This is a genomic window from Streptomyces lanatus, from assembly GCF_014655715.1.
Lineage (GTDB): Bacteria > Actinomycetota > Actinomycetes > Streptomycetales > Streptomycetaceae > Streptomyces > Streptomyces lanatus.
In genome coordinates, this window is the sequence record NZ_BNBM01000008.1 from 82,054 (window position 1) to 94,486 (window position 12,433).

11 protein-coding genes are annotated in these 12,433 nt (G+C 71.0%); 6 read left to right on the top strand and 5 right to left on the bottom strand.

Annotated features, from left to right (window positions below; all coding sequences use genetic code 11):
- Positions 1-37: 37 nt before the first annotated feature.
- From IE325_RS22175 to IE325_RS22195, 5 genes are all read left to right on the top strand, one after another.
- Positions 38-1,321, top strand: coding sequence for an ABC transporter substrate-binding protein (locus IE325_RS22175; protein ID WP_190071748.1), 1,284 nt, complete (start codon positions 38-40; stop codon positions 1,319-1,321).
- Positions 1,318-2,247, top strand: coding sequence for a carbohydrate ABC transporter permease (locus IE325_RS22180; protein ID WP_190071749.1), 930 nt, complete (start codon positions 1,318-1,320; stop codon positions 2,245-2,247). Before IE325_RS22175 ends, IE325_RS22180 begins: the two co-directional genes overlap by 4 nt.
- Complete coding sequence (locus IE325_RS22185; RefSeq protein WP_190071750.1) at positions 2,244-3,104, top strand: carbohydrate ABC transporter permease; 861 nt, start codon at positions 2,244-2,246, stop codon at positions 3,102-3,104. Before IE325_RS22180 ends, IE325_RS22185 begins: the two co-directional genes overlap by 4 nt.
- 5 nt (positions 3,105-3,109) lie before the next feature.
- Positions 3,110-3,688 carry a hypothetical protein gene (locus IE325_RS22190; RefSeq protein ID WP_190071751.1) on the top strand — a complete coding sequence of 193 codons (579 nt, stop codon included), beginning with the start codon at positions 3,110-3,112 and terminating at the stop codon, positions 3,686-3,688.
- Positions 3,689-3,793: 105 nt separating this feature from the next.
- The gene (locus IE325_RS22195) at positions 3,794-4,246 is read left to right on the top strand and encodes a phospholipase (RefSeq protein ID WP_190071752.1); all 453 of its coding nucleotides are present in this window, start codon (positions 3,794-3,796) and stop codon (positions 4,244-4,246) included.
- A gap of 42 nt (positions 4,247-4,288) precedes the next feature.
- On the opposite strand, the gene IE325_RS22200 is transcribed toward IE325_RS22195, so the two are convergent.
- Positions 4,289-6,538: a heavy metal translocating P-type ATPase gene (locus IE325_RS22200; RefSeq protein WP_190071753.1), complete on the bottom strand. Its 2,250-nt coding sequence runs from the start codon at positions 6,536-6,538 to the stop codon at positions 4,289-4,291.
- Between the two features lie 40 nt (positions 6,539-6,578).
- A complete protein-coding gene (locus tag IE325_RS22205) occupies positions 6,579-6,794 on the bottom strand; it encodes a heavy-metal-associated domain-containing protein (RefSeq protein WP_190071754.1) in 216 nt (71 codons plus the stop codon).
- 198 nt (positions 6,795-6,992) lie between these two features.
- On the opposite strand from IE325_RS22205, the gene IE325_RS22210 reads away from it, so the two are divergent.
- Positions 6,993-7,952 carry a DUF8832 domain-containing protein gene (locus IE325_RS22210; RefSeq protein WP_190071755.1) on the top strand — a complete coding sequence of 320 codons (960 nt, stop codon included), beginning with the start codon at positions 6,993-6,995 and terminating at the stop codon, positions 7,950-7,952.
- Positions 7,953-8,689: 737 nt separating this feature from the next.
- On the opposite strand, the gene IE325_RS22215 is transcribed toward IE325_RS22210, so the two are convergent.
- Genes IE325_RS22215 through IE325_RS22225 form a run of 3 tightly spaced genes read right to left on the bottom strand, consistent with a single transcriptional unit; the run spans position 8,690 to position 12,403 of the window.
- Positions 8,690-9,751, bottom strand: coding sequence for a FecCD family ABC transporter permease (locus tag IE325_RS22215; RefSeq protein WP_190071756.1), 1,062 nt, complete (start codon positions 9,749-9,751; stop codon positions 8,690-8,692).
- Entirely contained in the window at positions 9,748-10,785 is a 1,038-nt protein-coding gene (locus IE325_RS22220) for a FecCD family ABC transporter permease (protein WP_190071757.1), read from the bottom strand. The genes IE325_RS22215 and IE325_RS22220 overlap by 4 nt, the downstream gene beginning before the upstream one ends.
- Positions 10,775-12,403 (bottom strand): (2,3-dihydroxybenzoyl)adenylate synthase, encoded by a 1,629-nt coding sequence (locus tag IE325_RS22225; RefSeq protein ID WP_190071758.1) that lies wholly within the window; start codon positions 12,401-12,403, stop codon positions 10,775-10,777. Before IE325_RS22225 ends, IE325_RS22220 begins: the two co-directional genes overlap by 11 nt.
- Positions 12,404-12,433 lie beyond the last annotated feature (30 nt).

Sequence of the window (12,433 nt, forward strand, 5' to 3'; positions counted from 1 at the left end):
AACAGAAAGCCCGAGGAGAGAAAGAGGTGACCTCGGCATGCCCGGACACAGGACAAAGGGGTTCTGGTCGTCGGCCGCCGCACTCGCGCTGTGCGCGATGGTGGCGGGCTGCTCAGGATCCGGGGAGTCGGTCGGCGGCGGCAAAGTCGTGCTGCGCTACACGTGGTGGGGCAACCCCGACCGCGCGGAACGCACCGAGCAGGCCCTCGCCCTGTTCGAGAAACAGCACCCCGACATCCAGGTGCAGACGTCGTTCTCGGCCTACGAGGCCTACAAACAGAAGCTCGCCACCCAGGCCGCGGGCGGCGACGCCCCCGACGTGATGCAGCTCGACTACCGGCAGATCGACCAGTACGCCTCCGGCGGCGTTCTGCTCGACCTCGGCGAGCAGAAGGCCGCCCTGCGCACTGGCGAGATCGACGCGGGCCTGCTCGCCACCGGCCGGCTCGACGGTACGCAGTACGCCATCCCTCAGGGCCGCGGCACCGAGACGATCGCCTACGACGTCAAGGCATGGAAGGCGACCGGCGTACCGCTCCCGGGCCGCGGCTGGACCTGGAGCGAATGGGCCGACACCATGCGGGCCCTGGCCGAGAAGACCGGCAAGCCCGGCGCCACCGACCCCGGCCAGAGCGAGGACGCCTTCGAGGTCTGGCTGCGCGGCCAGGGCAAGTCCCTCTACACGAAGGGCGGCGAACTCGGCTTCACCGCCGCTGACTTGACCCGCTGGTGGACCTTCACCGACAAGCTGCGGCGCGAGGGCGCCGTCTCGCCCGCCGAGCAGACCACCCAGCTCGACGGCTCCGTCGAGAACACCCCGCTCGGCCGCGGTGAGGCCCTGTCCGACTCCAACTGGGACGCCCCGGCCAGCGGTTTCCTCGCCCTCATACCCAGCGGCGTCGCGCTCGCTCCGATGCCCTCCGGCGAGGACGGCACACCCGGCCAGTACTACAAGCCGTCGATGTTCCTCGGTGTCGGCGCCAACACCAGCCACCCCAAGGAGGCGGCCCAGCTGGTCGACTTCCTCATCAACGACGAGGAGGCGGCGAAGGTCCTCGGCGCCACCCGCGGCATCCCCGTCAACGACTCCGTCCGCAAGGAGATCGAGCCACAGCTCGAGGACTTCGACAAGACGGTCGCCGACTACCAGAGTTCCCTGGAGGGCACCCTCAACCCGCCGCCACAGGCCCCGCCCTCGGGCGACAACGCCCTCCAGACCACCTTCCAGCGCGACTACGACCAGGTGTCGTACGAGCGCATGTCGCCCCGCGAGGCGGCCGAGAACTACGTCACCGAGGCGAAGGCGGAGCTGCGGTCATGACCACCACCCTGATACCCACGACCGCCAGGACGGCCTCCCCGAAACGCCGCGTGAAGCGTGAACGCCAGGGCCCCGCCTGGGTGTTCCTGTCCCCCTGGGTGCTCGGCGCGATCGTCCTGACCCTGCTGCCGATGGCTGTGTCGCTGTACCTGTCCTTCACCGACTACGACCTGTTCAACCCGCCGCGCTGGGTGGGCCTGCGCAACTACGTCCAGATGTTCACCGAGGACCCCCGCTACTGGCGTTCGGTGACGACCACCCTGACGTACGTCGTCATCGCCGTGCCCCTCCAACTGGCCCTCGCCCTCGTCGTCGCGCTGGCCCTGAAGTCCATGAAGCGCGGCAAGGCCTTCTACCGCTCCGCGTTCTACGCCCCCTCCCTGCTTGGCGCGTCGATGTCCATCGCCCTGGTCTGGCGGGCGGTCTTCAACGACGGCGGCACGGTGGACAACCTCTTCGGCACCGGCGGCTGGGTCAACCAGCCCGGCTGGGCGCTGCTCGCCGTGGCGCTGCTGACGGTGTGGCAGTTCGGGGCACCCATGGTCATCTTCCTCGCCGGACTCCAGCAGATCCCGGCCGAGCTGTACGAGGCGGCGGCCGTCGACGGGGCGGGGAAATGGCGGCAGTTCCTGTCCGTCACCGTCCCCATGCTGTCCCCGGTGCTCTTCTTCAACCTGGTCCTCCAGACCATCCAGGCCTTCCAGGTCTTCACACCCGCCTTCGCCATCGGCGCCGGCAAGGGCGGCCCCGCCGACTCCACCCTCGTCTACACCCTCTACCTCTACGACCGCGGCTTCGTCGCCTCCCACATGGGCTACGCCTCCGCCATGGCCTGGGTTCTCCTGCTGGTGATCGGCGCCGTCACGGCGGTGCTGTTCCGCACCTCGCGCTCCTGGGTCTTCTACGCCTCCGAGGGGGACCGATGACAGCAACTGCCGTGACTCGTAAGCCGGTTCGCTGGGGGCGGGTCGCCCTGCACGTCGGCTGCCTCGCCGCCCTGCTGGTGATGCTCTACCCCCTGGCCTGGCTGCTGGCCACCTCGCTCAAGCCCGCCGACGAGGTCATCGCCAGCCTCGATCTGCTGCCGCGCCATCTGGAGTGGTCGAACTACTCGACCGCCCTGGACGGCGTCAACGACGTCTCGATCTGGCGGCTGCTCAGCAACTCGCTGCTGATCGCGGGCGGCGCGGTCCTCGGCAACGTGATCAGCTGCTCGCTCGCCGCCTACGCCTTCGCGCGACTCCGCTTCCGGTTCCGTGGCCCGCTGTTCGCCTTCATGATCGCGACGATCATGCTGCCGCACCACGCAGTGCTGATCCCGCAGTACATCATCTTCAACCAGCTCGGCCTGGTGAACACCTACTGGCCGCTGATCCTCCCGAAGTTCCTGGCCACGGAGGCGTTCTTCGTCTTCCTCATCGTGCAGTTCATGCGCGGCCTGCCCCGCGAGCTGGAGGAGGCGGCCCGGATCGACGGCTGCGGCCCCTTCCGCAGCTTCTTCTCGATCGTGCTGCCGCTCACCCGCCCGGCGCTGATCACCACGGCGATCTTCACCTTCATCTGGACGTGGAACGACTTCTTCACCCAGCTCATCTATCTCTTCGACCCGGACAAGTTCACGCTCACGCTCGCCCTGCGGCAGTTCGTGGACGCCTCCAGCAGCTCGGCGTTCGGCCCGATGTTCGCCATGTCGGTGATCGCGCTGCTGCCGATCGTGCTGTTCTTCCTCGCCTTCCAGCGCTTCCTGGTGGAGGGCATGGCCAGCTCCGGGCTCAAGGGGTGAACGGCATGCGCGACGAGGTGTTCGGGCCGCGGATGACCCTGTTCGCCGATGTGCTCAGCGTCGGTCTCGCCACGGCCCTGGTGTCCCTGCCCCTGGTGACGATCCCCGCAGCCCTCTCGACCGCCTGCGCGGTGCTGCGTGGCGCGGGGGAAGGGCAACCGGCCACCGCTGGGCGGTACTTCGCACTGCTACGGCGGCGGCTGCGGGCCGGTGACCTGGTGGCGGGTGGCGCCGCCGTGGCCGGCGTGCTGCTGTGCGCCGCCGACCTGGCGCTGGCACGGGCCGGGCTGCCCGGGGCGCCGCTGTTCGCAGTCGTGGCCGCGGGGATCGGGGTGGCCGCCCTCGTGGTGGGCCTGAGGGCATGTGCCCGTCCCGAGGCGCTCACCGACTGGCCTGCCGCCCTGCGCGAGGCCGCGCGGGACGCCGTACGGGATGTCGGTGGAAGTGCGCTGGTGCTGCTCGCGGTGGCGACGGCTGCTCTGTGCGCGTGGATGTTGTTGCCGCTGGCCTTCCTCGCGCCGGGGCCGTTGGCGTTGGCGCTGACTGCCGTTCATTTCCGACTGGCCGTCATATCCGAGAATTAAGCGGTCATTTGCGCGCATGCGGTGTGAGGAGACGGTTGGGGTGTCAATCATCTTGACATGAACCTGCGGCCCGACGGGCGGGCCGCAGTCTCATGGAGGTGTGGAATGCACCGCAGACTCGCCACCGGTCTCGTCGCCTCAGCCCTCTCCCTCGGCACCGTCCTCGCCACCGCATCCGCCGCCGACGCCGCCCCCGCCGACAAGCCCCAGGTCCTGTCCAGCTGGACCCAGACCAGCGCGTCCAGCTACAACGCCTGGGTCTCCGCCCGCGGCAACCAGTCCGCCTGGTCCGCCTACGGCTTCGACTGGTCCACGGACTACTGCTCCTCCTCGCCCGACAACCCCTTCGGCTTCCCCTTCGCCACGTCCTGCGCCCGGCACGACTTCGGGTACCGCAACTACAAGGCGATGGGCACGTTCAGCGCCAACAAGTCCCGCATCGACAGCGCGTTTTATGAGGACCTCAAGCGTGTGTGCGCGGGGTACGGCGGTGCCACGAAGACCGCCTGCAACAGCACGGCCTGGACGTACTACCAGGCCGTGAAGGCCTTCGGCTGAAACGTGGAGGGGCGCCGCTCGTGCGGCGCCCCTCGTGTGTTGTCAGTCCGCTGCCCGGAAAGACCGCAGCCGCAGGGAGTTGCCGACCACGAAGACCGAGGAGAAGGCCATGGCCGCTCCGGCGATCATCGGGTTGAGCAGTCCGGCCGCCGCCAGCGGCAGGGCCGCCACGTTGTAGGCGAAGGCCCAGAACAGGTTCGAGCGGATGGTGCCGAGGGTCCTGCGGGAGAGCCGGATCGCGTCGGCCGCGACGCGCAGATCGCCGCGCACCAGGGTCAGATCGCCGGCCTCGATCGCCGCGTCCGTCCCCGTGCCCATCGCCAGGCCCAGGTCGGCCTGGGCGAGGGCGGCCGCGTCGTTGACGCCGTCGCCGACCATCGCGACCGAACGGCCCTCGCCCTGAAGCCGCTTGACGACATCGGCCTTGTCCTGCGGCAGCACCTCGGCGATGACGTCCTCGGGTGCGATACCGACCTCGCGGGCGACGGCCTCGGCGACCGCCCGGTTGTCGCCGGTCAGCAGGATCGGGGTGAGGCCGAGGGCACGCAGCCGCCGGATCGCCTCCGCGCTGGTCTCCTTCACCGCGTCGGCGACCTCCAGGACCGCCCGCGCCTCACCGTCCCAGGCAACCGCGATGGCGGTACGACCGGACGCCTCCGCCTCCGACTTGGCACGCGCGAGGTCGGTCGGCAGTGCCATGGCCCACTCTTTGAGGAGCCGCTCACGGCCCACCAGCACCGCGTGGCCGTCGACGATGCCCTGCACGCCGAGTCCCGGCACATTCGCGAAGTCCTCCGGCGTGGGCAGCGAACCGAGCTTCTCCAGCGCGCCATCCGCCACGGCACGGGCGATCGGGTGCTCGGAGGCGTGCTCCAACGCGCCCGCGAGACGCAGGACTTCGGCCTCGTCGGTGTTGTCCGCGGTGTGCACGGCCAGCAGGGTCATCCGGCCGGTGGTGACCGTGCCCGTCTTGTCCAGGACGATGGTGTCGACCTTGCGGGTGGACTCCAGTACCTCGGGCCCCTTGATCAGGATCCCCAGCTGCGCGCCGCGCCCGGTGCCCACCATCAGCGCGGTCGGCGTGGCCAGGCCCAGGGCGCATGGGCAGGCGATGATCAGTACGGCCACTCCGGCGGTGAAGGCCGCCGCCGTGCCCGCGCCATTGCCGAGCCAGAAGCCGAGGGTGCCCAGCGCGAGGGCGATCACGATCGGTACGAACACGGCGGAGATACGGTCCGCGAGCCGCTGTGCCGCGGCCTTGCCGTTCTGCGCGTCCTCCACCAGCCGGGCCATCCGGGCGAGCTGGGTGTCCGCGCCCACGCGGGTCGCCTGTACGACGAGCCGGCCGCCGGCGTTGATCGTCGCCCCGGTGACTGGGTCGCCCTGGGCGACCTCGATCGGCACGGACTCGCCGGTGAGCATGGAGGCGTCCACCGCCGAGGAGCCCTCGACGACCGTCCCGTCGGTGGCGATCTTCTCGCCGGGCCGTACGACGAAGCGGGTGCCGACTTTCAACTCCGAGACAGATATGGTCCGTTCACGCCCGTCGTCACCCAGCACGGTGACGTCCTTGGCGCCCAGCTCCAGCAGCGCCTTGAGCGCCGCACCGGCCTTGCGCTTGGAGCGGGCCTCGAAGTACCGCCCGGCCAGGATGAAGGCGGTGACACCGGCCGCCGCCTCCAGATAGATGTTCCCCGAGCCGTCGCCGCGCGCGATGGTCAGCTCGAAGGGGTGCGTCATGCCCGGCTCGCCCGCGGTGCCGAGAAACAGCGCCCACAGGGACCAGATGAAGGCGGCCGACGTACCGACCGAGATCAGCGTGTCCATGGTGGCCGCGCCGTGCCGCAGATTGGTGAACGCCGCCTTGTGGAAGGGCCAGGCGGCATACGTCACGACGGGCGCCGCCAGCGTCAGCGACAGCCACTGCCAGTACTCGAACTGCAGGGCCGGGATCATGGCCATCGCGACGACGGGCACGGCGAGGGTCACAGCGGTGATCAACCGGTCCCGGAGCGGGCGCAGTTCATCGTGCTCGTCGCGGCTCTCGGGCTCTTCCTCCCGGAGGGGCTCCTGCGCAGTGTACCCGGTCGCCTCGACGGTGGTGATCAGATCCTGGACGGAGACGTCACCGCCGTAGCTGACCTTCGCCTTCTCGGTGGCGTAGTTGACGGTGGCGGTGACGCCGTCCATCCGGTTCAGCTTCTTCTCGATGCGCGCCGCGCACGAGGCGCAGGTCATGCCGCCGATGGCGAGCTCTACCTCGGTCGTGGGGTCGGACGCGGTGGTGGTCATCGCTGCTCCTCGTGCGGGGTGCGGGCGGTTCGGGGGCGGGTCAGGCGGCGCGGCCGGTGAGCTCGTAGCCGGCGTCGTCGACGACCTCTCCCATGAGCGCGTCGTCGGGCTCGGTGGTGCTGGTGACGGTGACGTGTCCGGTCGCGAGATCGACATCGACGCCGGTGACGCCGTCCAGCTCGCCTATGGCCTTGGTGAGCGTGGCCTTGCAGTGGGCGCAGCTCATACCGGCGACGGCGTAGGTGGTGGTGGACATCGGTTCCTCCTGGTGCGGGGTCGGGATCGGGGTCGGGGTCGACCTCTATACGGGGCGGGGGTATCCTTGCCGGTGTCCATGTATACCCCTAGGGGGTAGGCAACGCAAGCTCGGATCCGGGTTGACTTCATACCCCCCAGGGGTATGGTGAGGTGCATCGCAGAACCGTATGAAGGACCCGACCCGCAGGAGACCGCCATGCATGCCGGACTGAAGATCACCGCGTTCGCCGCGGCGCTGGCCGCGACCTTCGGCACCGCCTATGGCGTGGGCCAGGGCCTCGACCCTGTCGTCGACGACCCCGCGCCCGCGCGGCACGACAGTCACAGTGAGGCGACGCCGGAGCCCGAGGGGGGTGGCGGAGGCGGGACGCACGTCCCCGGCGGCCTCCAGATCTCCGAGGGCGGCTACACCTTCGACCTGAGGACGCCGCGTGTCACCGCCGGCAAGCGCGCCGATCTCAGCTTTGTGATCCGCGACAGCGCCGGCCGTGCCGTCACCGCGTTCCAGCGGGAGCACGAGAAGGAACTGCACCTCATCGTCGCCTCAAGCGACCTGGTCACCTTCCGCCATGTGCACCCCACCCGCGCCGCCGACGGCACATGGAGCATCCCCCTAGAGCTGCCCCGCGCGGGCGGCTACCGCGTCTTCGCCGACTTCACCCCGGCGAAGCCGAACGCCGAGAACCTCATCCTCGGCGCGGACCTCGCGGCATCGGGCTCCTACGCGCCGCAGCCGCTGCCCGCCGTGAACACCACGGCGAAGGTCGACGGCTACGAGGTCCGCCTCGACGGCGCCCTGCGCCCGGGCAAGGAGAGCGACCTCAAACTGAAGGTCTCCCGCAACGGCCGCCCCGTCACCAACCTCCAGCCCTACCTCGGCGCCTACGGCCACCTGGTGGCCCTGCGCTCCGGCGACCTCGCGTACCTGCACGTCCACCCGAACGGCGAACCTGGCGACGGCAAGACCAAGCCCGGCCCTGAGATCTCCTTCGCGGCTACGGCGCCGAGTAGCGGGACTTACCGGCTGTTCCTCGACTTCAAGCACGAGGGGCAGGTGCGGACGGCGGAGTTCACGGTGCGGGCGGGTGCGGGGTCGGGGGCGGGGGCTGTGGAGGCGCCGGCGCATGAGGGTGGGGGTGAGGGGCACGGGCACTGAGAGGGCGGCCTGAGATCGCGGGAGGGGGCGGGGGTATCCGAGGCCCGGCTCAGCCCCTGCCGCCGAGGTACGGGGGCGCTTCCTGGGCTCAGCGCCTGCCGCCGAAGCGTGCGGGGCATCCCTTGGGCTCGGCTCCTGCCATCGAAGCGCGCGGGGGCCCGGGGCTTAGTGCCCGCCGGCGGGTGTCGCCCGTCGAAGCGCGTGTCATCCCGGGGCTCAGCGACCGCCGCCGACGCATGGGGGGTCCCGGGGGCTCAGTGCCTGCCGCCGATGTCTGCTGCCGAGGCGCGCGGGTCATTCCCCGGGTCTCAGCGCCTGCGGGCGGCGCCGCCCGGCGAAGCGCGCGGGGGCATCGCTTGGGCTCAGCGCCTGCCGTCGAAGTATGGGGGGCCTTCCTAGGCTCAACGCCTGCCGCTGGAGGATGCGGGGCCCCAGGGCTCAGCTCCCGTTGGCGGTGTCGCCCGACAATGCGCGCGGCATCCCGGGGGCAATGCCCGCCGCCGACGCACGCGGGGTCCCTGGGGGCTCAGCGTCTGCCGCTGATGCCTGCTGCCGAAGCACGCAGGTCATTCCCCGGGCCTCAGCGCCCCCCGGCGGCGCCGCCCACCGAAGCACAGGGGGGCACCCCTTAGGCTGAGCGCCCGCCACCGAAGCAGCGGGACCCCAGGCCTCAGCTCCCGCCGACAGCCAAAGCACACACGGCCGCGCGGCCACCCCCAGAAAAGAACCCCCCGCCCTCAGATCCGCCCCGCCCGCCGCTGCCCCCGCAACAGCACCCCCAGATACACCCCACCCACCACTGCGGTCACCACCCCCACCGGCAACTGAGCCGACTCATGGATCCGCTGGGACGCGAAGTCCGCGACAACCACAAGCAGCGCACCGGTACACGTGGCCGCCAGCAGGTTGGGCCCAGGCGCGCGGGTGAGGCGTCGGGCCAGTTGAGGTGCGATGAGGGCCACGAACGGGATTGGCCCGGCCGCAGCGGTCGCCACCGCGCACGCCGCCGTCGCCAGCACCAGGATCACCAGCCGGGTCCGTTGAACCGGTACCCCGAGCCCGCCCGCCACGTCGTCGCCCATCTCCAGGATCCTCAGCCTGCTCGCCGCCAGCGCCACCAAGGGCAGGACCACGAGCAGGCCAAGGGCGGCCGGGCGGACGTCCGTCCAACTCCGGCCGTTGAGGCTGCCGTTGAGCCACACCATGGCCTGCGCGGCTTGCGTGAAGCGGGCCTTGGCGAGGAGGTAGGCGTTGACGCCCTGCAGCAGCGCGCTCACCCCGATACCTACCAGCACCAGCCGGTATCCGTGGACACCCTGCCGCCACGCCAGCACATAGACCAAGACGGCGGTCGCGAGGCCGCCACCCACCGCGCCGACCGCGATCTGGCCCCCGGTCCCGCCGACCAGCAGGACCACCAGCAAGCCCCCGGTGGCGGAGCCGTAGGTGAAGCCGACGATGTCGGGGCTGCCCAGCGGATTGCGGGTCAGGCTCTGGAAGAGGGCGCCGCTCAGGCCGAGCGCCGCGCCTACGAGGATGCCGGTCAGCAGGCGGGGCAGCCGGAGGTCGTTGATCACGAAGTCGGTGCGCGGGCTGCCGTTGCCGAGCAGGGTGCGGACCACGTCCGCCGGGGAGATCGTGTACTCGCCGGTGCCGAGCGCGAGGACGCCCATGAAGGCGGTTGTCGCCAGCACCAGCACACAGACCGTGACCACTCGCACGTCCACCCGTAGCGAGAAGCGGTGCGAGCGGCTCCGTACGACATGGGAACGGGGGCGGGCCGGAGCGTGTGTCGTCATGTCGTCACCGTCCTGCGGTAGCGGACCAGGGCGATGAAGACCGGGGCGCCGACCACCGCGGTGACCACGCCCGCGTCCAGCTCGTCGGGGCGTACGACGATCCGGCCGAGGACGTCCGCGAACAGCAGCAGCGCCGGTGCGAGCAGCATCGACAGCGGCAGCGTCCAGCGCTGGTCGGCGCCGGCGATCAGCCGGGCGATGTGCGGCACGGCCAGGCCGACGAAGACCAGCGGCCCCACGGCCGAGGTCGCCGCCCCGCACAGCAGCGTCACGGCCAGCAGGCCGACGAAGCGTGTCCGGTCCACATGCGCGCCCAGCGCCCGCGCGCCGTCGTCGCCCAGCGCGAGCGCGTTCAACGGCCGGACCAGCACCAGCGCGAGGACGAGACCCACCGCGACGAACGGTGTGATCGTCCTCAGCGTCTCGCTGTCGGCCCGCGCCAGCGAACCCACGCTCCAGAACCGCAGTTGGTCCAGGGCCTGGGCGTCGAGCAGCATCAGTGTCTGACCGATGCCGGTGAACACGGCGGCGATCACCGCGCCGCCGAGCGCGAGCCGTTCCGGAGTCGCGCCGCCGCGACCGCCCGAGGCCAGCGAGTACACCAGCAGCCCCGCCACCACCGCGCCGACCATGGCGAACCACACCGAGGCCCACAGGCTGGTGACGCCGAGCGCGGTGATGGACAGCACGACCCCGGTGGCGGCGCCCGCGTTGATGCCGAGCAGTCCCGGATCGGCCAGCGGATTGCGGGTGAGCGCCTGGATGAGCGCGCCCGCGACGCCGAGCGCCGCACCGGCCGTGATGCCGGCCAGCGTGCGCGGCACGCGGACGTCCCAGATCACCGAGGCCGCGGTCGAGCCGTCGTCGTGGAGCAGCGCGTCGTAGACGACGTCCAGCGGCAGGGCGCGCGAGCCGATCGCGAGGCTGAGCAGGGCGGCGACGACCAGCAGGAGCAGGGCGCCGGCCACAGCGATCGTACGCCCGAGCGACTTGCTTCTCTGTGCAAGAGGGGCCGTCCCGGCCTCAGTTGTCACCGATGCCCTCCGTGCGCAGGCTTTCGGCGATCAGCCGGCCGAGCGCCTTCTTGTCGATCTTGCCCACCGAGGTCCGCGGGAAGGCCTCGATGATCTCCACCCGGTCGGGGAGCTTGTACCCGGCGACCCCGCGCTCGGTGAGGAACGCCGCCAACTCCCGCTGCCCCGGGGCCTGTCCGCGCGGTACGAGATAGACGCAGGTGCGCTCGCCCATCGTCGCGTCGGGCATGCCGACCACGGCCGCGTCGTGCACGCCCGGGTGGGCGAGGATGTGGTTCTCCAGCTCCTCGGCGGAGATCTTGTCGCCGCCCCGGTTGATCTGGTCCTTGGCCCGGCCCTCCACGACCAGATGCCCGGAGGGCAGGATCCGCACCAGGTCGCCGGTGCGGTAGTAGCCGTCGGCGGTGAAGGCGCGGGAGTTGTGCTCGGCGGCCCGGTAGTAGCCGCGCAGGGTGTAGGGGCCGCGGGTGAGCAACTCGCCGCTCTCGCCGGGCGGTACGTCGCGGTCGTCCTCGTCGACCACGCGGATCTCGTCGGCGGGGGACAGCGGGCGGCCCTGGGTGCCGTTGACCAGCTCCGGCGGATCGTCGAGCCGGGTGTAGTTGAGCAGCCCCTCCGCCATGCCGAACACCTGCTGGAGCGTGCAGCCGAGGGCCGGTTCGACCCGGGCGGCGGGCTCGGCGCCCAGCTTGGAGCCGCCGACCTGGAGCAGGGCGAGGGAGGTGAGGTCGGCCTCCTCCCACTCCACCGCGTCCAGCCACAGCAGCGCGATCGGCGGGACCACGGCGGTGGCGGTGACCTTCTCCCGCTCGATCAGCCCGAAGGCGTCCTCGGGGCTCGGCGTGGGGGAGAGCACGACGGTGCCGCCCGCCATGAGCGTGCCCAGCAGGCCGGGGCAGGCCAGCGCGAAGTTGTGTGCCGTCGGCAGCACCACCAGATAGACGGTGTCCCGGTCGAAGCCGCAGACCTCGGCGCTGGCACGGACGTTGTAGGTGTAGTCGTCGTGGGTGCGCGGGATGAGCTTCGGCTTGCCCGTCGTACCGCCCGACAGCAGCAGTACGGCGACGTCCCCCGGGTCGGGCACCGGCAGCGGGACCGGGTCGGCGTCGATGTCGGCGAGTGCGGTGAACTCGGCCGCGTCGCCCGCCACCAGCACCTGCTCGATGCAGGGCACGGCCTTGCGCAGGGCTCGGGCGAGGGTGCGGTGATCGAAGTTGTCGTGCAGATCCGGGATCGCGTAAGCCGTCGCGCCGGCCGTCTCGGCGACATGCACGATCTCGCTCTCGCGATGCGCGGGAAGCGTGAGCACCGGTATCGCGCCCGCCCGCAGCAGCGCGAAGAACAGCACCACGAACGCGTCGGTGTTGGGCAGTTGGACCACCACACGGTCACCGCCGCCGATGCCGAGCCGCTGCAGCCCCGCCGCCATGCGGTCGGCGCGCAGATCGAGTTCGGCGTACGTCCACCGCGCCCCGTCGGCGTCCACGAGCGCGGTGCGCGTCGGGTGGCGCTCGGCGCTCTCCCTCAGCAGCCCGTCGAGTGGCCGCCCCTCCCAGTAGCCCTCCGCGCGGTACTTCTCGGCCAACGGGTCCGGCCAGGGCACCCAACCGTCGAGCATGATCGACTCCCGCCTGCTGTTTAGGAAAGG

Bases quoted from the DNA above. Each gene is read 5' to 3' on its own strand.
- IE325_RS22175 (WP_190071748.1), top strand. From the start codon at position 38: ATGCCCGGACACAGGACAAAGGGGTTCTGGTCGTCGGCCGCCGCACTC.
- IE325_RS22185 (WP_190071750.1), top strand. From the start codon at position 2,244: ATGACAGCAACTGCCGTGACTCGTAAGCCGGTTCGCTGGGGGCGGGTC.
- IE325_RS22225 (WP_190071758.1), bottom strand. From the start codon at position 12,403: ATGCTCGACGGTTGGGTGCCCTGGCCGGACCCGTTGGCCGAGAAGTAC.
- IE325_RS22210 (WP_190071755.1), top strand. From the start codon at position 6,993: ATGCATGCCGGACTGAAGATCACCGCGTTCGCCGCGGCGCTGGCCGCG.
- IE325_RS22215 (WP_190071756.1), bottom strand. From the start codon at position 9,751: ATGACGACACACGCTCCGGCCCGCCCCCGTTCCCATGTCGTACGGAGC.
- IE325_RS22205 (WP_190071754.1), bottom strand. From the start codon at position 6,794: ATGTCCACCACCACCTACGCCGTCGCCGGTATGAGCTGCGCCCACTGC.
- IE325_RS22190 (WP_190071751.1), top strand. From the start codon at position 3,110: ATGCGCGACGAGGTGTTCGGGCCGCGGATGACCCTGTTCGCCGATGTG.
- IE325_RS22200 (WP_190071753.1), bottom strand. From the start codon at position 6,538: ATGACCACCACCGCGTCCGACCCCACGACCGAGGTAGAGCTCGCCATC.
- IE325_RS22180 (WP_190071749.1), top strand. From the start codon at position 1,318: ATGACCACCACCCTGATACCCACGACCGCCAGGACGGCCTCCCCGAAA.
- IE325_RS22195 (WP_190071752.1), top strand. From the start codon at position 3,794: ATGCACCGCAGACTCGCCACCGGTCTCGTCGCCTCAGCCCTCTCCCTC.